At 69.6% G+C, this 22,244-nt stretch carries 19 protein-coding genes; 13 read left to right on the plus strand and 6 right to left on the minus strand.

Features of this window, described 5'->3' with window-relative positions; translation table 11 throughout:
- Window positions 1-180: 180 nt before the first annotated feature.
- Window positions 181-1,518 (minus strand): SGNH/GDSL hydrolase family protein, encoded by a 1,338-nt coding sequence (locus ACIOGX_RS05975; protein WP_401910696.1) that lies wholly within the window; start codon window positions 1,516-1,518, stop codon window positions 181-183.
- Window positions 1,519-1,753: 235 nt separating this feature from the next.
- Here ACIOGX_RS05975 and ACIOGX_RS05980 point away from each other — a divergent pair, with 235 nt between their 5' ends.
- The 3 genes from ACIOGX_RS05980 (at window position 1,754) to ACIOGX_RS05990 (ending at window position 5,444) form a co-directional block, all read left to right on the plus strand.
- Window positions 1,754-3,289 (plus strand): DUF445 domain-containing protein, encoded by a 1,536-nt coding sequence (locus ACIOGX_RS05980; RefSeq protein WP_401910699.1) that lies wholly within the window; start codon window positions 1,754-1,756, stop codon window positions 3,287-3,289.
- A 227-nt stretch (window positions 3,290-3,516) separates the two neighbouring features.
- Window positions 3,517-4,368 (plus strand): alpha/beta fold hydrolase, encoded by an 852-nt coding sequence (locus ACIOGX_RS05985; protein ID WP_401910701.1) that lies wholly within the window; start codon window positions 3,517-3,519, stop codon window positions 4,366-4,368.
- Window positions 4,369-4,460: 92 nt separating this feature from the next.
- Window positions 4,461-5,444, plus strand: coding sequence for a hypothetical protein (locus ACIOGX_RS05990; RefSeq protein WP_401910703.1), 984 nt, complete (start codon window positions 4,461-4,463; stop codon window positions 5,442-5,444).
- On the opposite strand, the gene ACIOGX_RS05995 is transcribed toward ACIOGX_RS05990, so the two are convergent.
- On the minus strand, window positions 5,425-5,601 hold the full coding sequence (locus ACIOGX_RS05995; RefSeq protein WP_401911980.1) for a DUF397 domain-containing protein: 177 nt from the start codon (window positions 5,599-5,601) through the stop codon (window positions 5,425-5,427). The genes ACIOGX_RS05990 and ACIOGX_RS05995 overlap by 20 nt on opposite strands.
- Window positions 5,602-5,795: 194 nt before the next feature.
- Here ACIOGX_RS05995 and ACIOGX_RS06000 point away from each other — a divergent pair, with 194 nt between their 5' ends.
- Entirely contained in the window at window positions 5,796-6,731 is a 936-nt protein-coding gene (locus ACIOGX_RS06000) for a YDG/SRA domain-containing protein (RefSeq protein WP_387013461.1), read from the plus strand.
- Window positions 6,732-6,771: 40 nt separating this feature from the next.
- Here ACIOGX_RS06000 and ACIOGX_RS06005 read toward each other — a convergent pair whose 3' ends face one another.
- Together ACIOGX_RS06005 and ACIOGX_RS06010 are read right to left on the minus strand one after the other, a co-directional pair.
- Window positions 6,772-9,909 carry a DUF3427 domain-containing protein gene (locus tag ACIOGX_RS06005; protein ID WP_401910706.1) on the minus strand — a complete coding sequence of 1,046 codons (3,138 nt, stop codon included), beginning with the start codon at window positions 9,907-9,909 and terminating at the stop codon, window positions 6,772-6,774.
- 67 nt (window positions 9,910-9,976) lie between these two features.
- Complete coding sequence (locus ACIOGX_RS06010) at window positions 9,977-10,975, minus strand: SEC-C metal-binding domain-containing protein (protein ID WP_387013464.1); 999 nt, start codon at window positions 10,973-10,975, stop codon at window positions 9,977-9,979.
- 73 nt (window positions 10,976-11,048) lie between these two features.
- Here ACIOGX_RS06010 and ACIOGX_RS06015 point away from each other — a divergent pair, with 73 nt between their 5' ends.
- From ACIOGX_RS06015 to ACIOGX_RS06035, 5 genes are all read left to right on the plus strand, one after another.
- Window positions 11,049-11,261: a DUF3311 domain-containing protein gene (locus tag ACIOGX_RS06015; RefSeq protein ID WP_356508606.1), complete on the plus strand. Its 213-nt coding sequence runs from the start codon at window positions 11,049-11,051 to the stop codon at window positions 11,259-11,261.
- On the plus strand, window positions 11,258-12,934 hold the full coding sequence (locus ACIOGX_RS06020; protein ID WP_401910709.1) for a sodium:solute symporter: 1,677 nt from the start codon (window positions 11,258-11,260) through the stop codon (window positions 12,932-12,934). Before ACIOGX_RS06015 ends, ACIOGX_RS06020 begins: the two co-directional genes overlap by 4 nt.
- A 147-nt stretch (window positions 12,935-13,081) precedes the next feature.
- Window positions 13,082-13,399: a DUF6412 domain-containing protein gene (locus ACIOGX_RS06025; protein ID WP_129769033.1), complete on the plus strand. Its 318-nt coding sequence runs from the start codon at window positions 13,082-13,084 to the stop codon at window positions 13,397-13,399.
- Window positions 13,400-13,706: 307 nt separating this feature from the next.
- Window positions 13,707-14,462, plus strand: coding sequence for a YidC/Oxa1 family membrane protein insertase (locus tag ACIOGX_RS06030; RefSeq protein WP_383966423.1), 756 nt, complete (start codon window positions 13,707-13,709; stop codon window positions 14,460-14,462).
- Window positions 14,463-14,632: 170 nt separating this feature from the next.
- Window positions 14,633-15,493, plus strand: coding sequence for a fumarylacetoacetate hydrolase family protein (locus ACIOGX_RS06035; RefSeq protein WP_356508600.1), 861 nt, complete (start codon window positions 14,633-14,635; stop codon window positions 15,491-15,493).
- A gap of 275 nt (window positions 15,494-15,768) precedes the next feature.
- Here the strand turns inward: ACIOGX_RS06035 and ACIOGX_RS06040 are convergent, their stop codons facing one another.
- Both ACIOGX_RS06040 and ACIOGX_RS06045 read right to left on the minus strand, forming a co-directional pair.
- The gene (locus tag ACIOGX_RS06040) at window positions 15,769-16,266 is read right to left on the minus strand and encodes a heme-degrading domain-containing protein (protein WP_401910714.1); all 498 of its coding nucleotides are present in this window, start codon (window positions 16,264-16,266) and stop codon (window positions 15,769-15,771) included.
- Window positions 16,263-17,354, minus strand: a complete 1,092-nt coding sequence (locus ACIOGX_RS06045; RefSeq protein ID WP_401910717.1) for a Gfo/Idh/MocA family oxidoreductase — start codon at window positions 17,352-17,354, stop codon at window positions 16,263-16,265. The genes ACIOGX_RS06040 and ACIOGX_RS06045 overlap by 4 nt, the downstream gene beginning before the upstream one ends.
- 48 nt (window positions 17,355-17,402) lie before the next feature.
- Between ACIOGX_RS06045 and ACIOGX_RS06050 the strand changes: the two genes are divergently transcribed.
- The 4 genes from ACIOGX_RS06050 (at window position 17,403) to ACIOGX_RS06065 (ending at window position 22,105) form a co-directional block, all read left to right on the plus strand.
- Window positions 17,403-18,701 (plus strand): ROK family protein, encoded by a 1,299-nt coding sequence (locus tag ACIOGX_RS06050; protein WP_401910720.1) that lies wholly within the window; start codon window positions 17,403-17,405, stop codon window positions 18,699-18,701.
- A gap of 172 nt (window positions 18,702-18,873) precedes the next feature.
- Window positions 18,874-19,992: a hypothetical protein gene (locus ACIOGX_RS06055; RefSeq protein WP_401910723.1), complete on the plus strand. Its 1,119-nt coding sequence runs from the start codon at window positions 18,874-18,876 to the stop codon at window positions 19,990-19,992.
- A 37-nt stretch (window positions 19,993-20,029) separates the two neighbouring features.
- Window positions 20,030-20,797, plus strand: coding sequence for a GntR family transcriptional regulator (locus tag ACIOGX_RS06060; protein WP_356508591.1), 768 nt, complete (start codon window positions 20,030-20,032; stop codon window positions 20,795-20,797).
- Window positions 20,798-20,983: 186 nt separating this feature from the next.
- Window positions 20,984-22,105: a TIGR03364 family FAD-dependent oxidoreductase gene (locus ACIOGX_RS06065; protein ID WP_401910726.1), complete on the plus strand. Its 1,122-nt coding sequence runs from the start codon at window positions 20,984-20,986 to the stop codon at window positions 22,103-22,105.
- Window positions 22,106-22,244 lie beyond the last annotated feature (139 nt).

Genomic DNA, 22,244 nt, shown 5'->3' on the forward strand with positions numbered 1-22,244 from the left:
TGCGGCCGTACTGCTGGGCCTGCGCTGCTGGGGTCCGTACCGCTGTGGCCTGCGCTGCTGGGTCCTGCGCTGCTCGGGCCCGTACCTCCGTGGTGGGCGCCGGTGCCACGGTCACCGTTGCCCCGGCCCACCTGCCGTCCTCGCCGCCACGCCGCCCTGCCGCGCTCCTGTGTCACACGCTCATAGCTGGGCCGGGGTCCGGTCCTCCAGCAGCCGCACGCTCAGGTAACGGCCCATCACCCGGTACCCGGCCTCGCTCGGGTGCAGCCCGTCGCCCGAGTCGTACACCGGCCTGATCCGGTCGGGCGCGTACGGATCGCGTACCGCCTTGTCGAAGTCCACGACCTCGTCGAAGACCCGGCCCGAGCGGATCTCCTCGTTGACCCGGTCGCGTACGGACTCGGTGGTGGCGTTGTACCCCCGGTGCGCGCCGAACGGTGTCAGCGTCGATCCGATCACGCGCAGCCCGCGAGCCTTCGCCCGCTGGGCGAGTTCGCGCAGCCCGGCGGTGATCCTGGCCGGGTCGGTCTCGCCGCCCCGCAGGATGTCGTTGATACCGAGGTCGATGACGACGGTCTTGGCACCGGCCCGGTCGAGTACGTCACGCTGGAAGCGGTCGAGCCCGCTCGCGCCGTTGCGCAGCACCGACGCGTCACTCAGGACGCGGTTCCCGCCGATGCCCTCGTTGAGCACGCCGATGTGCCGGTCGCGCAGGCGCGCGGCGAGCACATCGGGCCAGCGGCGGTTCGCGTCGTAGCCGGAGCCGACCCCGTCGGTGATCGAGTCACCGAAGGCGACGACCGCGCCCCGCGCCTCGCGATTGAGGACATCGACGGCGGTGAGATAGCGCCAGACCCTGCGCGACGGGGTGTACGCGGTCGCGTCGAGGTCCCGCGTACGGTCGCCGTCGGCGAGATACGAGGTCTGGAGCGCGTGCCGGTGGTACGTGACGGGCCCGCCGCCGCGCGGGGTGTGGAGCGTGACCAGCAGATCGCCGGCGTAGGGAACCCGCAGCGCCACGGGATCGCTGACGATCTGCCCGCCGGGCGGTACGGTCACGGCCGCCCGGCGGCCGAAGGTCAGCTGCCGCATGGTCCCGGCGACCGCCTCGGGGCCGCCACCGCCCTCGCCGACCGCGACCGAGGCGCCGCCTATCAGCAGCGGGGCGGGGCTGTAGAGGTTGGAGAAGGTGATCCGCACGCTGGTGCCGCCGATGCTGGTGTGCACGACGTTACGGATGGAGCGCCCGGGATGGCCGACCGGCGCCCCCGGCTCGGCGCCCGACGGAGCGGCGGCCCAGGTGCCGGTCCAGTTGCCGGCGAAGGCGGGCGCGGCCGTCCCCACGGGGGTACGGCCCTGGGGGCGGTCCCCGGAGCCGTCCGTGTCCGCGCGCGAGCCGTCCGCGCGCGAGCCGCCGGCGCCGTCCAGTAGCCCGTACCCGGTGATGATGACGCCGCACACCATCGCCACCACCGCGACCAGCGCCCCGAGCAGGGCGTATCCGTGATGTCTGGTCATAGCCCCCGTGTCCCCCGTGTCTCCCCGAATCCCTATCTGCAGAATCACATCATCCGACATCGCGCGGGAACTCGACGTGCGCCCCGGGAGTACCTCAGGCAGGGACAATGCGGTAAGGGCTGGGGTGTGGCGGTGGGCACGGCCCTTGTGCCGGGCACGAGAACGGGAGCATGGAGCGTTGAGCAGAGTGCGCTGAGCACGGCGCTTGCGCGGACGGGTGGAGCGGGTGGAGCGGATGGAACGTACAGATCCGGAGAGAGCGGTGGAGGGCGGCGGCGGTAGCGGCGGGCCTGGTGGGCCTGGCGGGTCCGGTGGGTCCGGTGGGTCCGAGGGGGCCGGTGGGCCTGGTGGGTTCGACGAGCCAGGCGGGTCCGGTGGGCTTGGTGGGTTCGACGAGCCAGGCGGGTCGGGTAGGTCCGGTGGGTCGGGCACGTCAGGCGTCCCCGGCAGGTCAGGGCTGCCGGGCGCACCCCGGCCGTCCGGGTCCGGGAGGCGTTCGGCGCTCCCCGCCTTCACGTATACGGCCGCCGACGAGGAGAAGCTGCGCGGCGTCCGCCGGATGAAGACCACCGCCACCGGTCTGCTGCTGCTGGTGGCCCTGGTCTACGTGCTCGCCACGTGGGCGAAGAACTCCGGCATGGGCGGCTGGGCCGGCTACGTCGCCGCGGCGGCCGAGGCGGGCATGGTGGGCGCGCTGGCCGACTGGTTCGCGGTGACGGCGCTGTTCCGGCACCCGCTCGGTCTGCCCATCCCGCACACCGCGATCATCCCGAACAAGAAGGACCAACTGGGCACCTCGCTCGGCGCGTTCGTCGGCGAGAACTTCCTCTCGGCCGAGGTCGTACGGAACCGGCTGAGGGCTCTCGGTATCGGCCGCAGGCTCGGCACCTGGCTCGCGGAACCGGACCACGCCGACCGGGTCACCGCCGAACTGTCCACGGCGCTGCGCGGCGCGCTGACCGTCCTGCGGGACTCCGACGTACAGGCGGTCGTCGGCGAGGCGATCACCCGGCGGGCGGACGCGGTCGAGATCGCGCCGGGGCTCGGCAAGACCCTCGACACGGTCGTCGCCGACGGCGCCCACCACCGCGCGGTCGATCTGATCTGCGCCCGCGCGCACGACTGGCTGGTGGAGCACGGGGACTCGGTCATGGACGCGGTCCAGGGCGGGGCGCCGGGCTGGACGCCGCGCTTCGTGGACCGCAGGATCGGCGACCGCGTCTACAAGGAACTGCTGCGCTTCATCACCGAGATGCGCGACATGCCGGCCCACCCGGCGCGCGGCGCCATCGACCGCTTCCTGCGGGACTTCGCGGCGGACCTCCAGTCGGACACGGACACCCGGGCCCGGGTCGAGCGGCTGAAGTCGGAACTGCTGGCGCGCCCCGAGGTGCAGGACATCATCGCCTCGGCCTGGGCCTCCGTACGGGCCATGATCATGTCGGCGGCGGAGGACGACCGGAGCGAACTGCGCCTGCGGGCGCGCGCCTCGCTGCTCTCCCTGGGGTCACGGCTGGCGACGGACGCGCGGCTCCAGGCGAAGCTGGACGGATGGATCGAGGACGCGGCGGCGTATGTCGTCTCCACGTACCGCGGTGAGATCACCTCCCTGATCTCGGACACGGTCGCGAGCTGGGACGCCGCCGACACCTCGAAGAAGATCGAGGCGCACATCGGCCGCGACCTCCAGTTCATCCGGATCAACGGAACGGTGGTGGGCGCGCTGGCGGGCCTGCTGATCTATACGGTGTCCCACCTGCTGGGCGCGTGACGGGGCGCTGGGCGCGTGACGGGGCGCTGAGCGCGTGACGAAGCGCTGGGCGCGTGACGAAGCGCTGGGCGCGTGACGAAGCGCTGGGCGCGTGATCCGGACCATGTCGTCCGTTCACGCGCCCAGCCACCATGGGGGAGTTGCTGTTGAGTACGGAGGGCGGGACAGGACCGTTCAACGGAACCGGAAAGCGTCTCCATGGAACCTTCGACGGGACCTTCGACGCCATGGCACGCACGACGAGAACGGTGCGGAGCGACGACGGCGTACGGCTGACATGTGTGGACCACGGCGGTGACCGCCGAAGGGACGACGGCGGTGACGACGGGGCCGGCCCGGGGCGGCGGCCCGTACTCCTGCTCCACGGCCTGGCGGGCCACGCCGCCGAATGGGACCCGCTCGTACGGCTGCTCCGGCCCGCGCACCGCGTGGTCGCGTACGACGCGCGCGGCCACGGCGCGAGCGAACTCCGCCCCGCGGACGTCTCGCGCGCGGCGCACGTACGGGACGTGGTGGCGGTGGCCGAACACCTCGCGCTGAACCGGCCCGTCCTCGTCGGCCAGTCCCTGGGCGGCCATACGGTCATGCTCGCCGCCGCCGCTCATCCGCACCTTTTCAGTGCCCTGGTACTGATCGAGGCGGGCCCCAAGGGCCCCAGTCCTGAACTGCCCGCGCGGATCGGCGGCTGGCTGGACTCCTGGCCGGTTCCGTTCGCGTCCACCGAGGCGGCGACCGCGTTCTTCGGCGGCGGTCCGGCCGGCCGGGCGTGGGCGGCGGGCCTGGCGGAACACCCGGACGGCCTGCGCCCGCGCGTCGACCGGGACGTGATGGTCGCCTGCGTCGCGGAGAACGCCCGTCGCTCCTTCTGGGAGGAGTGGTCCCGGGTGCGCTGCCCGACGCTCGTCGTACGCGGCGCGTCGGGCTCGATGCCGGAGGCGGAAGCCACGGAGATGCGGGTCCGCCGTCCGGGGACGGAGGTACGCGTCATCCCGTCCGCGGCCCACGATGTCCATCTGGACCAGCCGGGAGCGCTGCACGAGGCGATCGCAGCGTTCCTGGGCCAGGGTGGGCCGGTGTGACCATCTGCCTTGAACGCTACGGAGGACGCAAGAGATCGTCACAGTCCGCCGACGCGTGTCCACTCCGGGCCGGGTGTGGGCACGGAACCCCCATGCCTCGAACCACCCCCGCCGACGCGGCCATCGCCCAGCTGTCCCGTACGCAGCGGCGCCTGGCGACCACCCGCCAACTCCGCGCCACCGGCCTCGCCGCCGGCACCGCCCGCGCCCGCTGCGCACCGTCCGGCCCCTGGCAGCGCCCGCTGCCCGGCGTCGTCCTGATACAGACCGGCGCTCCGGACGTACGCCAACGGCTCCTCGCCGCCGTTCTCTACGCGGACACGGAGACGGCCGCCCTCTCGGGCACGAAGGCCGTCCTGACCGGCGAGGCGGCGCTCGCGCTGTACGGGGTACGGGACGCGGGCACGGACCGCGCCGATGTACTGGTCGCCGCGCGCCGCGGCCTGCGCGACAGCGCGTACGTACACCTGCGCCGCACCAGCCGCTGGCCACCGACGCTGCTGGTCGACGGCATCCCCTGCGTACGCCCGGTCCGCGCGGCCTCCGACTTCGCGGCCCACGAGCCCTCGCCGGAACGGATCCGCGCGATCCTGGCGACGACGGTCCAGCGGTGCAGCTGCCACCCGGAAGACCTCCGCGCCGAACTCCACGCCTCCCACGCCCTCCGCAACCCGGCGGTACGCACCGCCCTGGACGAACTCCGCGCCGGCATCCGCTCCCTCGCCGAGGGCCAGGCGCGCACCACCCTCCACGCCGCCGGCCTCCCGGACGCCCTCTGGAACCCGGCCCTCTTCACATCGACGGGCACCTTCCTGGCCCGCCCGGACGCCTACTGGCCGTTCGCGGGGGTGGCCCTGGAGGTCGACTCGGAGGAGTACCACCTGGGCGCAGCCGACTACCGCACCACCCTCCGCCGCCGCCTGCTCATGGAGTCCCACGGCATCGACGTCACGAGCGCGGCCCCAGCCCTGATCCGCGACCACCCCCAGGAACTGGTGGCGGCGATCCGCACCAAACTCCACCTGGCCAAATCCCGCCCGGACCGCCCGAACATCATCATCCGCCCGTACCTCTAGCCCCCAACCGCCCCTCCCGCACCCCCAAAACGAACCGCCTCCACACCGCACCCCGGAAGGTGATCAAGGCCCCACCAGGATCCTTCGAGTCCCGTACGACCGAACCATCGGCCAACTCGGCCAACTCGGCGACCTCGACCGGCCGCGGCACGGGCATGGGCCTCGAACGGCTCAAGCGGAAGGGCTCCTGGCCCTCTACTGTTCCCGCGAAACCCTCAAGTCGCGTCAGCGGGAGGGTCTGGGGAAGCCAACTGGGCCTAATCAAGTCAAACAGGGGCCAATTTTAGCCACTCGCTCTAGCTGTGCGCCGGGACTGATCAAAATCGATCAGTCCATGGGCAGCATGTTCACATGGCTGCGTATAGAGCTGACTTCGGACACATCGACGACATCCTCCCTGGCTCGCTCTTTGCATCTCGACAAGAGGTCAAAGCGGCCAGGCTCCACAAAGAGCGTGAAGCCGGTATCTCGTGGGGGCTTGATGGCGCGGGGGAACGGGCAGCTGACGCGATCGTGCTCAACAATGGCTACGAGGATGATCGCGATCTATGGGATGAGGTTCTTTACACGGGGGCCGGAGGCAGGGACAGGAATACTGGGCGACAGGTAGAAGATCAGACGTGGGAGAACCGCGGGAACTCGGGCCTTCGGCGCAGCCAGGTTAAGGGCTACCTAGTGCGTGTCATTCGCGGCTCCAGCGGCGAGCGAAGCCTCTCACCTGCCAGTGGATACAGGTACGACGGGCTATACAGGATCGTGGACTGCTGGACTGAGGAGGGTAAGGCAGGATTTCAGATCTGCCGATTCAAGCTGCACCGCCAGAGGGCTGATGCGCAGGAACTCACGCCCCTCGAACAGCAGGTACAGGAAGTACTGCACGGTGCTCCGCGCAGGAGAACTACTACAGTTGAGCGCATCGTGCGAGACACCGAGGTTGTCCGAAGGGTTAAACAATGGCACGGATACACATGCCAAATCTGCGCGCTGTCCCTGACGGTGGGAGTCGATGGAGCCAGCTACGTGGAAGGGGCACACATCCAGCCTTTGGGAGGGTCGGATGGTGGGCCTGACGTTGAGGGAAACGTTCTTAGCCTGTGCCCCAACTGCCACGTTCGACTGGACCGTGGGGCCCTCTACTTGACCGATGACCTAAGGGTGGTTGACCGATACGCAGAAGGCTCCATTCCTCGTTCAGTGCCACTGAGGACTGTAGCTCAGCACCGCATCGAGCAGCGATTTGTGCGAGCCCATCGCCGTCTCTGGCGGATACAGCATTCAGGGCAGTGAAGATCGGGGCAGGGAAATGTGCGTCTCGTCCCGAAGGCGCTTAGCCCGCGGCGATGGCGGAGTAGGTGAAGACGTCAGCAGGGAGCGGGAAGTGAAGCTTCCAGATGATTCCCATCGGCTTGTTGCCTTCGTGGGAGACATAGTCTGCCGGGCCCAACAGCATCCATGGTTGGGGGCCGCCGATGTCTGTCTTCTTGTAGCGACGAACGAAGAGCATCACATGTGTACCCATGTCTCGGTGAGATCGATAGCGAATCCCCGTCGGTGAAGACTCGGATGTCTGGTTTTGCGACTCCCAGTGGAAGAGAGTGTCGCTCATCGCGTAGTCCTTGTAGCGCGTTTGGGGAGAGAAGTCCTTCTCGTCTTTCTCGCGGGTGATCAACAGGGCATCGATCTTCGATTGCTCACACCACCGGACGCCTTCCCTGAAATTTCCTGGCAATAGGCCGCCGATGGTGGACTGGCCGAGCGCGGTGAGGATTTCTTCACGACTGTATGAAGCATGCAATCGTAGGGGTAGGTTGCTGTGTGCACCAGGCAAGGTCGGTGTGACGTGTTCCAGGTGGTTGAGGACGTGCGCAAGGATCTGACGCAACTCGCCGCGTACCGAATGTTGGTGGCGCAGAGATGTGAGGCCGGTTTGGTAGGTTTCGAATCCACCCGATGGCCAAAGGGTGAAGAAGAGCATGCGTGCGTAGGCGCGTTCGAGTTCGGATAGCTCGTCGTATGAAGGAGCGTCGTCTTCTAGAAGGCGGGTATAGGCAGAGGCGCGAGCTGTGTCGTCTACGTGGAGGAAGGCAGACGCTCGCTTCAACAAGGCTGCTTCCGCATCAGGTGCCGGGGTAGTGAGAAGCTTGGCGCGGCGGAGCAAGGAAGTCCAGGAGTGATCGGATCCTCGGTAGAGCTCCTTGATCTCCCGTCCACTCTCCATTAGATAGGCAGAAAGGCGAGATTCGCCGATGTGGCGGACTTCGTCAGCCAGTTGCTTGACGTTCACACTGATCTGCTGGCGAATATTATTAATGATCAGGTCCTTGGCCTTTGACTCAAGGATGATCTGGCAACCTGAAGGCAGTTGGGGGAAATCATGCTCGATCGCGGAGACGAGACGGTTCCGCGTGAGGTTCGTGAGCGATCGGAACTGTTCTTCGAAGCGGAACTCCTTGCGATGCTGACCGATGAAGTCCAACACTGTGAGGACAGCCTTTCCTTCGCAGCGGCGCAGACCTCGTCCGAGCTGCTGTAGAAAGACAGTGGCACTTGACGTTGGACGAAGCAGGAGCAGGGTGTCTACGTCGGGAATATCGAGACCTTCATTGAAGAGGTCGACTGAGAAGATGACTTGCAGCTCTCCGGACCGCAGTGCATCGAGCGCGGCCTTGCGTTGTTCGCTTGGTGTCTCACCAGACAGTGCAGTGGCGTTGAGTCCTGCCTGCTGGAAAAAATTCGCCATAAAGTGAGCATGTGCTACGGATACGCAAAATCCCAGCGCGCGCATGCGCCCCGGATCGGTGATCTTTTCCTCTACGGCTTTGACGATCAGTCGGGCGCGGGCTTCGTTGCCAGTGAAGAGATTGCTGAGTGCGGCAGAGTCATAAGATCCACGCTTCCACTGGATGGCTGTGAGATTGGTGCTATCGGTGATTCCGAAGTAGTGGAAGGGGGAGAGGAGATCATTCTCCAAGGCTTCCCACAAGCGCATCTCTGCGGCGATTCGACCGTCGAAGAACTCGTCTTGGATGTTGAGCCCGTCCATGCGCTCCGGTGTCGCTGTCAAGCCAAGGAGTTCTGTCGGTGTGAAGTGGTCGACAATCTTGCGGTAGGTCGGTGCTGTGCCGTGGTGGAACTCGTCGATGACAACGACATCGAAGTGATCGGGAGCGAGCCTATCCAACGCACGAGCATTGAGTGACTGAACACTCGCGAAGACGTGCTTCCAGGCGTCCGGGATCTCGCCGCCGACTAGCAGCTCGCCGAAGTTTCCGTCGTTGAGGACGCCTTGGTAGGTACGGAGTGACTGTTCCAGGATTTCCTTGCGGTGAGCGATGAAGAGAATCCGCAGATCTCGGCCGAGCTTCCTGCGAAGCGCCTTGTAGTCGAGAGCAGCCATGACTGTCTTGCCCGTACCCGTGGCGGCAACAAGAAGATTGCGGTGCCGATCATGAACCGCCCGTTCCACCTCAAGGCGCTCCAGCATGTCTTGTTGGTGAGGATAGGGGCGTACTTCCAGCCCGGAGAGAGTGATGCTCCGACCAGTGGTGCCGTTGCTTCCTCCGCTGGCTTCTCGGAGAGCCGCGTCCAGGCGCTCCCCGTGGACATCAGGGTCGTACGGCTCGAAAGCCGCCTCGCTCCAGTAGGAGTCAAAGGTGGCTTCAAACTTCTTCATAACGTCCGGGGTTGCGACGGAGGAGAGGCGTACGTTCCACTCAAGGCCATCGAGGAGCGCCGCCTTGGAGAGGTTCGAACTACCGACGTATGCCGTGTCGTATCCGGAACTCCGTCGAAAGAGCCACGCCTTCGCATGGAGACGGGTGGAGCGAAGCTCATAGTTCACCTTCACCTCGGCGCCAAACTCCCGGACCAGTCGATCCAGTGCTCGTCGCTCGGTCGCGCCGATATAGGTCGTGGTGATGACTCGGATGGGCACTCCACGCTCGCGTGCAGCGCTCAGCGCGCCCTCAAGGACACGGAGTCCGTGCCACTTCACAAAGGCGCACAACAAGTCGACGCGGTCGGCTGTGGCCAGTTCAGCGCGAAGCTCGAAGCCGAGGTTGGGGTCGTCAGGCGAGTTGGTGAGCAGGGCGGTATCGGACAGCGGCGTGGCTGGCCGGATGGCGTAGACACCGGGAGCTGTCTGCTCTGCTATCGACATGAGCTGTCGTGGGCCATCGGCGACCATATCGACCCACTCTTGCGCGCCAGCCAACGTGCTGACCGATTCGAGGATGTGGTTCGCGGCATGGACACGCTCGGCAGCAGGCAAGCCTCGAAGCACGTGCCGGACGGTCTCCGCGACATATCGAGCGAGGACATGTGGCGTGGATTCGGTGCCTACTTCAACATCGATCGTCCGCCACCCTGTGCTGTCCAGCTGCTTGAGGCGGTCTTCGAGCCGCAAGGTAATCAGCTGCTCGTAGAGTCCGGTTGCCGGAGACCTGCTGTCGAGCGCGTCCGTCATGCAGGGTTCCCCTCATCGAAGTCGCACGTTCGACTTTGATTTTGGCAGCAACCACTGACATCTCGCGCTAATTTGCGCCGTGGCAGGCCCTGTAGGGGTTTGTTGATCCGCACCAGCACGGGGCGTTGCGGGCTGGGGGCCAGGGGGTGGCTCGGCCTCGGGCCGCGAGGGTGGTGGCGTATTGGGGGAGCAGGTCCGTGTTGGAGGGGGACGACTGTTCCGAGGCCGCGAACGCCTCGTACGACGGGACCGTCGCCGTGACGATGCCCAGGTTGGGGGTGCCGGTGGCGGCGAGGTCGCGGAGGGAGGATTCGAGGTGGGACAGGTGGGTCTCGTGCGAGGGGTACTCGGTGGTCAGGGTCGGGTACGCGGTGAGGAGTTCGGCCAGTTCCGGGGCCGGCCAGTGGAGCATCGCCACCGGGAACGGGCGGGACAGGGCCGAGCGGTACGAGCCGAGTTCGGCGCGGAGGCGGGTGATCTCGGCCTGGAGTTCGGCGGGGTTGTCCGAGCCGAGGGACCAGAGGCGCTTGGGGTCGTGGAGTTCGTCGAGGGTGACCGAGGCGGGGTTGACGCGGTCCGCGAGGCCGTCCCAGTCGTCGTGGTCCAGGGCCAGCAGACGGCGGACGCGGTGGCGGCCGATCAGCAGGTTGTGGACCGGGTAGGGGACCTCTTCGCCCGGGGTGAGCAGTGTGTTGAGCGCGGTCGTGAAGGTGTCGTGGGCCGCTTCGAGTTCGTCGTGGGACTCCAGCGTCTCGGCGACGATCTCCCAGGGGCCCGGGTCCAGCGGGGCCGCGGTGCGCAGGCCGTCGATGATCGCGCGGGCCTCCGCCTCGTGGCCGTACTCCCAGAGGTTGGCGGCCTGGAGCGCCTTGACGAGCTGGGGGTGGTCGGGGGAGGCCGCGAGGAGGGTGTCGTAGAGCCCGGTCGCGCGGTCGCGGTCGCCGGCCAGTTCCAGATGGGCCGCGGCCCGGAGGAGCAGAGGTTCGTGATCCTCGGGGTACTGGGCAGCGGTGCGCAGCAGGCGCTCGGCTTCCGTGGTGTGGTCGGCAGGCATGTCGGGGCGCATGACGGACACCGTACTGCCGTGCGGGGCGGGAGCGGAGGGGGGCCGCTGGTCGTGCCTCGTCTAAGGTCCTGACGTGCTTCGACACCGTCCTCATCTGCTCTGGCTGCTGGTTCCGTTCGTGCTGTTCCTGGCAGCGCTGCCCTGGGTGAACCGGGTGGAGCCCGTGATCCTCGGGCTGCCGTTCCTGTCGCTGTGGCTGCTCGGCGCCACGGTGCTGACGCCCGTCGCCGTCGCGCTGGCCTGGCGCGGGGATCAGCGGCTTCGCCGCCGGGAGGGGGCGGAGTGAACGCCGTCGTCGCCACCACGATCTTCGCCGTCTTCATGGTCGGGACGGTCGGTCTCGGGCTGCTCGCCGTCCGCCGGCGTACGGGCGGCGGGATCGCCGAGTGGTCCGTCGGGGGACGCAGCCTCGGCGCCGTCTTCATCTGGGTGCTGATGGCCGGCGAGAGCTATACGAGTTTCAGCTATCTGGGCGCCGCGGGCTGGGGCTACAACTACGGCGCACCCGTCCTCTATGTGGTCGCCTATATGTCCTGCGGCTACGCGGTCGGCTATGTCGTCGGCCCTATGTTGTGGGGCTATGCACGCCGCCATGATCTTGTGGGGATCACGGACATACTCGCCCACCGCTTCGGGCGGCCCTGGCTCGGCGCCCTGACGGCGGTGCTCGCGACCGTCTTCCTCCTGCCGTACATCCAGCTCCAGATCACCGGCATGGGCGTCGTCGTCTCGACCATCTCGTACGGGGCGATCAGCCTCGACTGGGGCTATTTCATCGCCTTCGCGGTGACCACCGGATTTGTGGTGGTGAGCGGGCTGCGGGGGAGCGCCTGGGTCTCGGTGCTCAAGGACGTACTGGTGATCGGCACCCTGGGGTTCCTCGCCGTCTATGTGCCGCTGCACTACTTCGACGGGTACGGGCCACTCCTCGACCGGCTGGTGGCGCAGAAGGAGGAGTGGCTGACCCTGCCGGGACACGGGGGCGGCGGAGCGGGCGGCAGCGGGCTGGGCACGGCCTGGTTCATCACGACCTCCCTGCTCAACGCGCTGACCGTCGTCATCTTCCCCACCACCGTCGCCGGCTATCTGGGCGCCCGCAGCGCCGACGCGCTGCGGCGCAACGCGATCTGGCTGCCCGCCTACAACGTGCTGCTCTTCATCCCGATGCTGCTCGGCATGGCCGCGCTCTTCGTCGTCCCCGGGCTCACCGGCGCCGGCTCCAACCTCGCGCTCTTCCGGCTCGTCGTCGACTCGCTGCCCGCCTGGGCGGTCGGGATCATCGGAGTCGCCGCGGCCCTCTCCTCGATCGTGCCGATGGCCGTGTTCATGCTGGTGATCGGGACGATGTGGGGGCGCAGCGTGCTCTCGCTCGTACCGCGCTGGCGGGCCAGGCAGAAGGGCGCGGCACAGGTGGTCGTCGTGGTGGCGGGCGCGGGCGCGCTGGTGCTGACGTACGCCGCGCCCAACACGCTCGTACGGCTCTCCCTCATCTCGTACGAGGGGATGGCGCAGCTGCTTCCCATGGTGCTGCTGGGGCTGGTGTGGCGGCGACTGACGTTGACGGGCGGGCTGAGCGGGCTCGCGGTGGGGGTGGGGACCGTGTGCGCGCTGGTCTTCACCGGCCACGATCCGGTGTGGGGGGTGAACGCGGGGATCGTCGCGCTCGCCGCCAATCTCGCCGTCGCGCTGGCGGTGACCTTCGCGACGAAGCCCGACGCCGACCAGCGGGCCGACGCGGACGTGCTCGCGCGCGACTCCCTCGAATCCAGTGAGTCCGAGTTCCGCGAGTCCGAATCCCGCGAGTCGGATTCCCTCGAATCCGATTCCGGTGATTCCGGTGATTCCGGTGAATCCCTCGGCTCCCGCGCATCCGGCGATGCGCGCGATTCCCCTCATGGGGTCGATGTCATATCCGCCTCTTCGGACGGTGCTCCCCGCGGCGCCGCGAGCGCCGACTGACCGGCCGCCGCCGGTACGCCGGACCCCGCTCCGGCCCCGCCGACCGCTTCAGCCCCTGTCGGCCGATCGTGTATAACGGCTGAAGCGGTGTGTGTCGTACGAAGCACTCCGGCACCCGGAAGCACGACCGAACGAGAGGGGCAGGCCATGGTCCGCAGCGCGCTGCGGCTGCTGCGCCCCGCCGGGCTGCTGCTCTTCCTCGTCGCCGAAGTCCTGCTCCTCGACGCCGGCGGCCTCTCCGCCGCCGTCGCGCTCGCCGCCACCGCCACGGCCGCCGCGGGCTCCGCCCTCGTCGTCTGCGCCCTGATCAGCGCGCGCACCGTGCCCGCCCACCCGCGACACCGGGTACGTACGGCCATCCGCGATCGCGAGCAACGTACCGCCTTCCTGCCTCAACGGGACCCCGACGCCTCGGGCCGCACCCGGCCCCGAGCACCCGGCCGTCTTCTCCCGACGGCCGCGTAGCAGGGGTACGCAGAGCAGGGATACGGATACGCGGGGCAACCGCCCCCGGCAGGGGCAACCGCCCCGCGGGCAAGGGCAACCGCCCCCGGCAGGGCAACCGCCCCCCGGGCAAGGGCAACCGCCTCCGGGCAGGGCTAAGCCCCCCGTCAGGGCAAGCGCTCCGTCAGGGCATGCGCCCTCCGGCGGGCGAGCAGCCCCGTACGTACGGCACCCTTCGCACGTACGCACCCTCTCCACACACCCCCACGCGGGTCGTCATGCCGAGTCGCATCTCATCCGGCACGACGAGACCCACGGAGGGCTCACCATGTCCGTTTTCGCCAATCTGGTCGGACATCTCGCCAATCTGCTCCAGCCGCTCTTCAGCGCGGGCGCCGCCGCCGCGGCGATCATCCTCTTCACCGCCTGCGTACGGCTGGCGATCCACCCCCTCTCCCGCGCCGCCGCCCGCGGCCAGAAGGCACGTACCAAACTCGCTCCGCAGATCGCCGAACTGCGCAAGAAGCACGGCAAGAACCCCGAGCGCATGCAGAAGGCGCTCATGGAGCTGCACGCCAAGGAGAAGGTCTCGCCGCTCTCGGGCTGCCTGCCGAGCCTGCTCCAGATGCCCGCGTTCTTCCTCATGTACCACCTCTTCTCCAACCGGACGATCGGCGGCGAGCGGAACGAACTGCTCGGCCACTCCCTCTTCGCCGCGCCGCTCGGTGACCGCTGGACGGACGCGCTCGCGCACGGCGGGGTACTGGGCGGCGCGGGGCTCGTGTATCTGGGCCTCTTCGCGATCGTCGCCGGGGTCGCCACCTTCAACTTCCGCCGGATGAAGATCCAGATGGCGCACGCCCCCGCGATGCCCGCGGGGCCGGACGGGCAGCAGGTCCCCGGCATGGGCGCGATGACGAAGATGATGCCCCTGCTGTCCTTCGCGACGCTGTTCACCGTCGCCGTCGTGCCGCTGGCCGCCGCGCTGTACGTGGTGACGAGTACGACGTGGACGGCGGCGGAACGCTACTTCCTCTACCGGGACATGTATCCGGCGGGCGCACTGGCCGCCGCCACCCCCTGACAGGCCGGGCCTGACGGGGTGGTGCATGTGTTCCATGTGTTCCAGGCTGTGAACGTGGTCCAGGCTGTGAACAGGGTCTTGCCGTGTGATCGGATGTCTTGGAGGATCGGCCAATCCCCTCCGGTGGCCGCATCCATCGGCCGGGTCATGTTCGACCAGAGGAGACAGACATGAAGCTGCTGCGTGTCGGTACGGCCGGGGCCGAGCGCCCCGCGCTGCTTGACCAGGACGGGACGACCCTCAGGGACCTGTCCGGGCTGGTCACGGACATCGACGGCGCGCTGCTCGCCGATGACGCGGCGCTCGACCGGATCCGGGCCGCCGCCGCGTCGGGCGAACTGCCCGTACTCGACGGAGCCGGGCCGCGCGTCGGACCGCCGCTCGCCCGGATCGGCAAAATCGTGTGCATCGGGCTGAACTACCACGACCATGCGGCGGAGACCGGAGCGGAGATTCCGGCCGAGCCGATCATCTTCTTCAAGGCGCCGGACACCGTGGTCGGTCCCGACGACACCGTCCTCGTGCCCCGGGGGAGCGTCAAGACCGACTGGGAGGTCGAACTCGCGGTCGTCATCGGCCGCACCGCCCGCTATCTGGACTCGGCGGCGGACGGGCTGGCGCATGTCGCCGGGTACGCCGTCTCGCACGATGTCTCCGAGCGCGAGTTCCAGATCGAGCGCGGCGGCACCTGGGACAAGGGCAAGAACTGCGAGACGTTCAATCCGCTGGGCCCCTGGCTGGTGACCGCGGACGAGGTGCCCGATCCGCAGGCGCTGGCGCTCAGGCTCCGGGTGAACGGCGAGCTGAAGCAGGACGGGACGACCGCCGAGCAGATCTTCGGAGTGGGCGAAGTCGTGCGGTACGTCAGCCAGTTCATGACGCTCTACCCGGGCGATGTCATCAACACCGGGACGCCGGCCGGGGTGGCGCTGGGCAAGCCGGAGCCCAAGCCGTATCTGCGCGCGGGTGATGTGGTGGAGCTGGAGATCGAGGGACTGGGGCGGCAGCGCCAGGAGTTCAAGGACGCGTGACGCGAGGCGGTCGCCCCGTACCCCGGGCGTAGCCCTGGCCGGGATACGGAACGGCCCGGGGGCGGGGCGGGGTACGGAACGGCCCGGGGTACGGAACGGCCCGGGGTACGGAACGGCCCGGGGTACGGAACGGCCCGGGGTACGGAACGGCCCGGGGTACGGGGCGGTCCGGGGTACGGGGCGGTCCGCCCGTTCCGTACCCGCGGGCCGCCCCGCCCTCGTCCCGTCCCGTGCCCCCGGGCCGCCCCGCCCTCGCCCCGTACCCGCCCCACTCCTCAGCCGCGCAGTCGCTCCAGCGCCCGCACCACCATGGCGTGGTCCTCCACCTGCGGCAGACCCGAGACCGTCACGCTGCCGATGACGCCCGCGCCCTCCACCGCGATCGGGAACGAGCCGCCGTGCGCCGCGTACAGGTCCGGGTCGAGGCGGGAGGAGTCCTCGAAGGTCGTGCCCTTGGCCCGGAACCGCGTGCCCACGAGGAACGAGCTGGCGCCGTACCGCTCCACGACCCGGCGCTTGCGGTCGATCCACGCGTCGTTGTCCGCCGTCGAGCCCGGCAGCGCGCAGTGGAACAACTGCTGCGTGCCCCGGCGGATGTCGATCGCCACCGGCGCGCTCTGCTCGCGCGCCAGCCCGACCAGCAGACCGCCCAGCGTCCACGCGTCGTCGTGGGTGAAGTGGGGCAGGACCAACCGGGCTTCCTGCGCTTCGAGTTCGGCCACGGTGGGGGCCGTGGGTACGGGAACGTCGGTGGCGGGAACAGCGTCGCTCATGACCGGACCTCCAGCGTGACCACGATGCCCTCGCGGGCCGAGCGCCGCGCCGCTTCCAGTACGTCGAGCGCCGCCGCGGCCTCGTGCGCCGTCACCGGCGGCGCGGTGCCCTCGCGCAGCGCGGTGGCGATCCCCGCGTAGTACGCCGGATAGTCGCCCGGTTCGGTCTCCACGGGGTGGCCGCCGCCCGTCAGCGGCGACTCCCCGGCCCCGATCCGGCCCCACAGCGACTCGGGCTCCAGGCCCCAGCCGGGACCCCTGCCCGGCCGCCTGCCCTCGCGCAGATCCGCCTCCTGGGGGTCGAGTCCATGCTTCACGTAGCCGGCCACCGAGCCCAGCACGCGGAAGCGCGGGCCCAGTTGGGCGGTGGTGGCACTGGCGTAGAGATGCGAGCGCACGCCGTTCGCGTGCGTGATCGCGATGAAGGTGTCGTCGTCGGTCTCGGCGCCGGGACGGCGTACGTCCGCCTCCGCGTACACCCGTACCGCCGGGCCGAACAGCACCAGCGCCTGATCGACGACATGGCTCCCGAGGTCGTACAGCAGACCTCCGATCTCCTCCGGCGCGCCCGACTCGCGCCAGCCGCCCTTGAGCTGCGGGCGCCACCGCTCGAAACGGGACTCGAAGCGCTGTACGTCGCCCAGCTCGCCGGCGGCGACGAGACGGGCGAGCGTGAGGAAGTCGTTGTCCCAGCGGCGGTTCTGGAAGACGGAGAGCAGCAGTCCGCGTTCCTCGGCGAGCGCGGCCAGCTCGCGTGCCTCGGCCGCGCTGCCCGCGATCGGCTTGTCCACGACGACCGGCAGACCGGCCTTGAGCGCGGCCGTCGCGATCGGGACATGGGTCTTGTTGGGGGAGGCGATGACGATGAGGTCGAGGCTGTCCGCCCGCTGCCACAGTTCGTCCGGCGAGGCCGCGAACCGTACGTCGGGGAACTCGGCGTGCGCCTGCTCCCTGCGCTCCGGGCTGGAGGTGACGACCGTGTCGAGTACGAGCCCGTCGGTGGCGGCGATCAGCGGGGCGTGGAAGACGGAGCCCGCGAGGCCGTAGCCCACGAGCCCGACGCGCAGAGGGGTGCCGGTACCAGTCATGCGTCCCACTTAAGCAACGGTGTTTCCAAAGTGCAAGCACGAGAGACAATGGCAGACGTGACGGATGTGAACAGGGGCGTGAACAGAGGCGTGGGCGGAGGCGTGAACACAGGCGTGAACACAGGCGGGAACACAGCCGTGAACAGAGGGAGCGCGGGAGCCAATCTTCCGGTGCTGCGCGGGCACAACGCGGCGCTGGTCCTCGACCTGCTGCGTACGGCGGGCGAAGGCGGGATCAGCCGGCTGGAACTGGCCGAGCGCACCGGCCTCACCCCGCAGGCGGTCAGCAAGATCACGGCCAGGCTGCGTACGGAGGGCATGGCGGCGGAGGCCGGGCGCCGGGCCTCCACGGGCGGCAAGCCCCGGACCGTACTGCGGCTCGTCCCCTCGGCCGCGCACGCCGTCGGCCTGCATCTGGACCGCGACGAACTGACGGCGGTCCTGGTCGATCTGGCCGGCACGCCGGTGGCGGTACGGAGGGTCCCGCTCGACCTCGGCGCGGGGGCGGAGCAGGTGATCGAGGCGGCGGCGGTACAGGTGGACGCGGTACGCGCGGAGGCGGTACGGGCCGACGCGGCACGCGCGGAGACGGCAGGGGGCGAGACGGTACGGGGCGAGGCGGTACGGGGCGAGGCCGGGCGCACGCGCGTGGATTCCGTACTCCCCAACGCCGGGCCCGGCGTCGGGGAACCGCTCGGCGTGGGAGTCGCGATGCCCGGTCCGCTCGATCACGTCACCGGCGTACCCCGGCGCGTCACCGGCTTTCCGCAGTGGGACGGCTTCCCGCTGCGCGACGCCCTCGCCGCCCGGCTCCAGCTCCCCGTCGTCCTCGACAAGGACACCAACGCCGCCGCCCTCGGACTCGCGCTGCGCGGGCCCGGCGACTCGTTCGTGTATCTCCATCTCGGTACGGGCCTGGGGGCCGGACTCGTCCTCGGCGGCACGCTCCACCGCGGGGCGCGCACCGGCGCGGGCGAGTTCGGCCACCAGGTCATCCAGCTCGACGGGCCCCTGTGCGAGTGCGGAAACCGCGGCTGTATCGAGGCCCTCTGTCTGGCGGCGGTCGCCCGCGGCGATCTGGCGGAGGCCGCGCGGGTGCTCGGCGCCGGGGCGGCGAACCTGGTGGGGCTGCTCGACATCGACCGCGTCCTGCTCGGCGGCCGGACGATCGCCGCGCACGAGGAGCGCTTCGTACGGGGAGTGGCCGCCGTCGTCGCCGAACGTGCCCGGGGCGCGGGCATTCCCGTGGCAGCGGCCGAAGGAGGCGCGCACCCGGTCGCGGAGGGGGCCGCGCAGCTGGTCCTGGCGCCGGTGTTCCGGCACCGCCGAGGTGCGGAACTGGGCTGATCGAGTTCATCTGTTCGATCGGTCATCCATTTGGGGGTACAGCGCTCGGGCCGGGCCTCCGGTACATGACAGCGTCGTGGATGCGGGCCCCATCCCAGGGCGGCCGACCGGCCTGCGAGGCAACTGCCCGGACCTCTCGACCGTCACGCGATCAGCAAAGGCCGTGCGACCCATGCGATCCATACGATCCTCGTTCTCCTCGTTCACCTCGTTCTCCTCGCGATCCAGCCGTCCCGCCCGAACCGCGCGGCTCCGGCGCGTCCTCACCCTCGGCGTCACCGCGGCCACCGCGATCACGCCCACCGCCCTGTCCACGCTGCCCGTGCTGCCCGTGCTCACACCGGAAGCACGGGCAGCGCAGGCTACGGCCGTCCCGGCTGCCCCGGCTGTCCCGGTCGTCCCGGCTGCCACGGCCGGTGCGCGTGAGCCCCGTTGCGGCGATGTGTTCGACCGCGAGTTCCCGATCGAGGCCCGTATCCATGGCGGTCCCGCCGGTTTCCGGCCCGGCGCCGGTCCCGGGGCCTGGTATCTCGATCTGACGAACACCACCGACGCGGACTGCCGGTTCATCCATCCCGTGGTCGTCCTCGCCGACCGGGACCGGACGCTCGCCGTCTCCCAGGTCACGCTCCAGATCAGGCCGGCGACGTCCGGCGACGGGGGGCGGTGGCGCACGCTGTCGCTGGAGAAGACCGACGAGGACGAGATCGTCGGTGTCCTCAACGACGGTTTCCCGGGCTTCGTCGTCCCCGGGGGCCGGACGGTGACCGTCAGCGCGCGGCTCGCGTTCGCCGCGGACACGCGCCCCAACAGGGTCCTGATGAGCGCCGCGACCGTGCAGCGCCGGGGGCGTGACGGGGACTGGGTGGGGGAGTCCAACGCGTACGACTTCGCCATCGGCGCGAGCGGAGGGAACGGCGACAAGGAGAACAAGGAGAGCAGGGAGAACAAGGAGACCAAGGAGAACAGGGAGAGCAGCAGGGAGAGCAGGGGGAAGAGCGAGAGCAAGGAGAAGAGGACGGACGCGGACGCGGGAGCGCGTACGGAGGCGAGCACGGCCCCGGACTCGGTCCCGGACTCGGTCCCGGATCCGGCCCCGGACTCGGTCCCGGACTCCGACATCGGCATGACGCGCCCGTCCGGCCCCTCCGCGCCCCCCGAGCCGCCCGCGCTCGCCCGCACCGGAACCGGCGGCGACCTCATCGGCCGTATCGCCGCCTCCGCGGCCCTGCTCACGGCCGGCGTCGTGCTGGTCGTCGGCGTGCGGCGGCTGCGGGCCGGGCGCCCCTGACCTGCGGGGCTCGCCCGCCCCATGCGAACATCCCCCAGTGGACTACCCGAACGATCAGGCACCTGGCGCCCCCGTCCGCTCCGGTATTCCGGAGCACGGCCGCATCCCCAAGTACTACGCGGTCAAGGCGCGGGTCGCCGTCCTGATCGAGGAGTTGGGCGAGGGAGGGCTGCTCCCCACCGAACGCGATCTCGCCGTACGGTACGAGGTCTCCCGCGAGACCGTGCGCCAGGCCCTGCGCGAACTGCTGCTGGAGGGCCGACTGCGCAGACAGGGCCGGGGGACGGTCGTCGCGGGCCCCAAGCTGGAGCAGCCGCTCTCGCTCGCCAGCTATACCGAGGGCGTGCGCAGGCAGGGCCGCAGGCCGGGCCGTAGCCTCATCTCGCTCGACCGCTTCCCCTGCCCGCCCGCGCTGGCCGCCGAAACCGGGGTGGAGCGTGGTGAGCCGGTCTGGCACATGGAACGGGTGCTGCTGGCCGACGACGAGCGGGTCGGCCTGGAGAGCACGTATGTCTCCGTCGCCCGAGCGCCTTCCCTGGGTACGGAGTTCGACCCCGACTCGTCCTTCTACGCGTATCTCCGCGACGGGCTCGGTATCTCCTTCGGCGACGCGGACGAACGGATCGAGACCGTCCTCGCCACCCCGCGCGAGGCGCTGCTGATCGGCACTCCGCCGGCGCTGCCCATGCTGCTGATCCACCGGGTGTCCCGCGATACGGAGGGCACCCCGCTGGAGCGCGTACGCACTCTCTTCCGCGGCGACCGCTTCAGCTTCACCACCCACCTCGGCGCGGTCCGCGACTGACGGTCCGCGACTGACGGCCTGTGACTGACGGCCCGCGACTGACTGGCGACCAGTCGCCACGGCGGCGGTGAATATCTCGCGCGATCACGGATAGGTAACGGGTCTAGTCCGAACTTGAGCGCCCGTTCACCGTCCGATCGCCAACTGGACGGCTCCGGGCCACCACCCGCGAGGAGCGTTGCCGTCGTGAGAGTCATCGTCGTAGGAGCCGGCGTGGTGGGAACCATGCACGCCTGGCACGCAGTGAACCGCGGCCACGAGGTCGTACAGATCGAGCGTGAGACCGAGGCGCGAGGGGCCTCTCTCCGTAATTTCGGACAGATTTGGGTGAGCGGCCGGGCGGGCGGCGAGGAGCTGGAGACGGCGCTGCGGGCCCGCGAGCTGTGGGAGGACATCGGCCGCCGCGTCCCTGAGCTGGGCTTCCGGGCCAATGGTTCGCTGACGCCGGTACGTACCGAACTGGAGTTCGCCGTCGCCGAGTCGGCGGTCTCCCGCCCCGACGCCGCCGCCCGCGGCTACCGACTGCTCACCGCCGCCGAGGCGCGGGAGATCAACCCGGCGCTCCGGGGTGACTTCACGGCCGCGCTGTGGTGCGAACGGGACGCGGCGGTCGAGCCGCGTACGGCCCAGCTCGCCCTCAAGCGGGAGCTGCTGGCCTCCGGGCGGTACACGTACCTCGGCGGGCGGGAGGTCCGTGAGGTCGTCGGGGAGCACGCCGTCCGTGACGACCACGGCGAGACGCACTCCGGCGACGCCGTCATCCTCTGTACGGGCGCCGCGCTGAGCGGGCTCGTCTGCGAGCTGGTGCCCGATCTGCCCGTGCGCCGCGTGCGCCTCCAGATGATGCAGACCGATCCGCTCGGCGAGGACCTCACGACCTCTGTCGCCGACGCCGACAGCTTCCGCTACTACCCGGCCTACGCGAGCGTGGCGCTGGACGCGCTCAACTCCGGGCAGGCACAGGCTCCCGTGGCCGCCGAGCACCGGATGCAACTGCTGATGGTGCAGCGCAAGGACGGCGGGCTGACCATCGGCGACACCCATGAGTACGCGCACCCCTTCGCCTTCGATCTGCTGGACGACCCGTACGCGCATCTCACCGCCGTCGTCGAGTCGTTCCTCGGCTGGCCGCTGCCGAGGATCCGGCGTCGCTGGGCCGGGGTGTACGCGCAGTGCACCGACACCAGCCGGGTCGTGCACCGGCAGCGGGTGCGGGACGGGGTGTGGCTGGTGACGGGGCCGGGCGGGCGCGGCATGACGTGCTCGCCCGCCATCGCCGAGACGACCGCGAACGAACTGGACTGGTGAGCAGCGTGAGCAAGGTGAGCAGCGTGAGTGAGGTGAGCAGCGTGAACGAGGCGACCAGGGTGAGTGAGGCGAACGAGGTGAACAGGGTGGACAGGCCGAACAAGGAGGACAGGCCGAACAAGGAGCACAGGCCGAACAA

It is taken from the genome of Streptomyces sp. NPDC088147 (assembly GCF_044741565.1).
In the GTDB taxonomy this organism is placed as follows: domain Bacteria; phylum Actinomycetota; class Actinomycetes; order Streptomycetales; family Streptomycetaceae; genus Streptomyces.

Excerpts from the sequence above, each read along its gene's own strand:
- ACIOGX_RS05975 (WP_401910696.1), bottom strand. The coding sequence starts at position 1,518 with ATGACCAGACATCACGGATACGCCCTGCTCGGGGCGCTGGTCGCGGTG.
- ACIOGX_RS05980 (WP_401910699.1), top strand. The coding sequence starts at position 1,754 with ATGGAACGTACAGATCCGGAGAGAGCGGTGGAGGGCGGCGGCGGTAGC.
- ACIOGX_RS05985 (WP_401910701.1), top strand. The coding sequence starts at position 3,517 with ATGGCACGCACGACGAGAACGGTGCGGAGCGACGACGGCGTACGGCTG.
- ACIOGX_RS05990 (WP_401910703.1), top strand. The coding sequence starts at position 4,461 with ATGCCTCGAACCACCCCCGCCGACGCGGCCATCGCCCAGCTGTCCCGT.
- ACIOGX_RS05995 (WP_401911980.1), bottom strand. The coding sequence starts at position 5,601 with ATGCCCGTGCCGCGGCCGGTCGAGGTCGCCGAGTTGGCCGAGTTGGCC.
- ACIOGX_RS06000 (WP_387013461.1), top strand. The coding sequence starts at position 5,796 with ATGGCTGCGTATAGAGCTGACTTCGGACACATCGACGACATCCTCCCT.
- ACIOGX_RS06005 (WP_401910706.1), bottom strand. The coding sequence starts at position 9,909 with ATGACGGACGCGCTCGACAGCAGGTCTCCGGCAACCGGACTCTACGAG.
- ACIOGX_RS06010 (WP_387013464.1), bottom strand. The coding sequence starts at position 10,975 with ATGCGCCCCGACATGCCTGCCGACCACACCACGGAAGCCGAGCGCCTG.
- ACIOGX_RS06025 (WP_129769033.1), top strand. The coding sequence starts at position 13,082 with ATGGTCCGCAGCGCGCTGCGGCTGCTGCGCCCCGCCGGGCTGCTGCTC.
- ACIOGX_RS06030 (WP_383966423.1), top strand. The coding sequence starts at position 13,707 with ATGTCCGTTTTCGCCAATCTGGTCGGACATCTCGCCAATCTGCTCCAG.
- ACIOGX_RS06035 (WP_356508600.1), top strand. The coding sequence starts at position 14,633 with ATGAAGCTGCTGCGTGTCGGTACGGCCGGGGCCGAGCGCCCCGCGCTG.
- ACIOGX_RS06040 (WP_401910714.1), bottom strand. The coding sequence starts at position 16,266 with ATGAGCGACGCTGTTCCCGCCACCGACGTTCCCGTACCCACGGCCCCC.
- ACIOGX_RS06045 (WP_401910717.1), bottom strand. The coding sequence starts at position 17,354 with ATGACTGGTACCGGCACCCCTCTGCGCGTCGGGCTCGTGGGCTACGGC.
- ACIOGX_RS06050 (WP_401910720.1), top strand. The coding sequence starts at position 17,403 with ATGGCAGACGTGACGGATGTGAACAGGGGCGTGAACAGAGGCGTGGGC.
- ACIOGX_RS06055 (WP_401910723.1), top strand. The coding sequence starts at position 18,874 with ATGCGATCCATACGATCCTCGTTCTCCTCGTTCACCTCGTTCTCCTCG.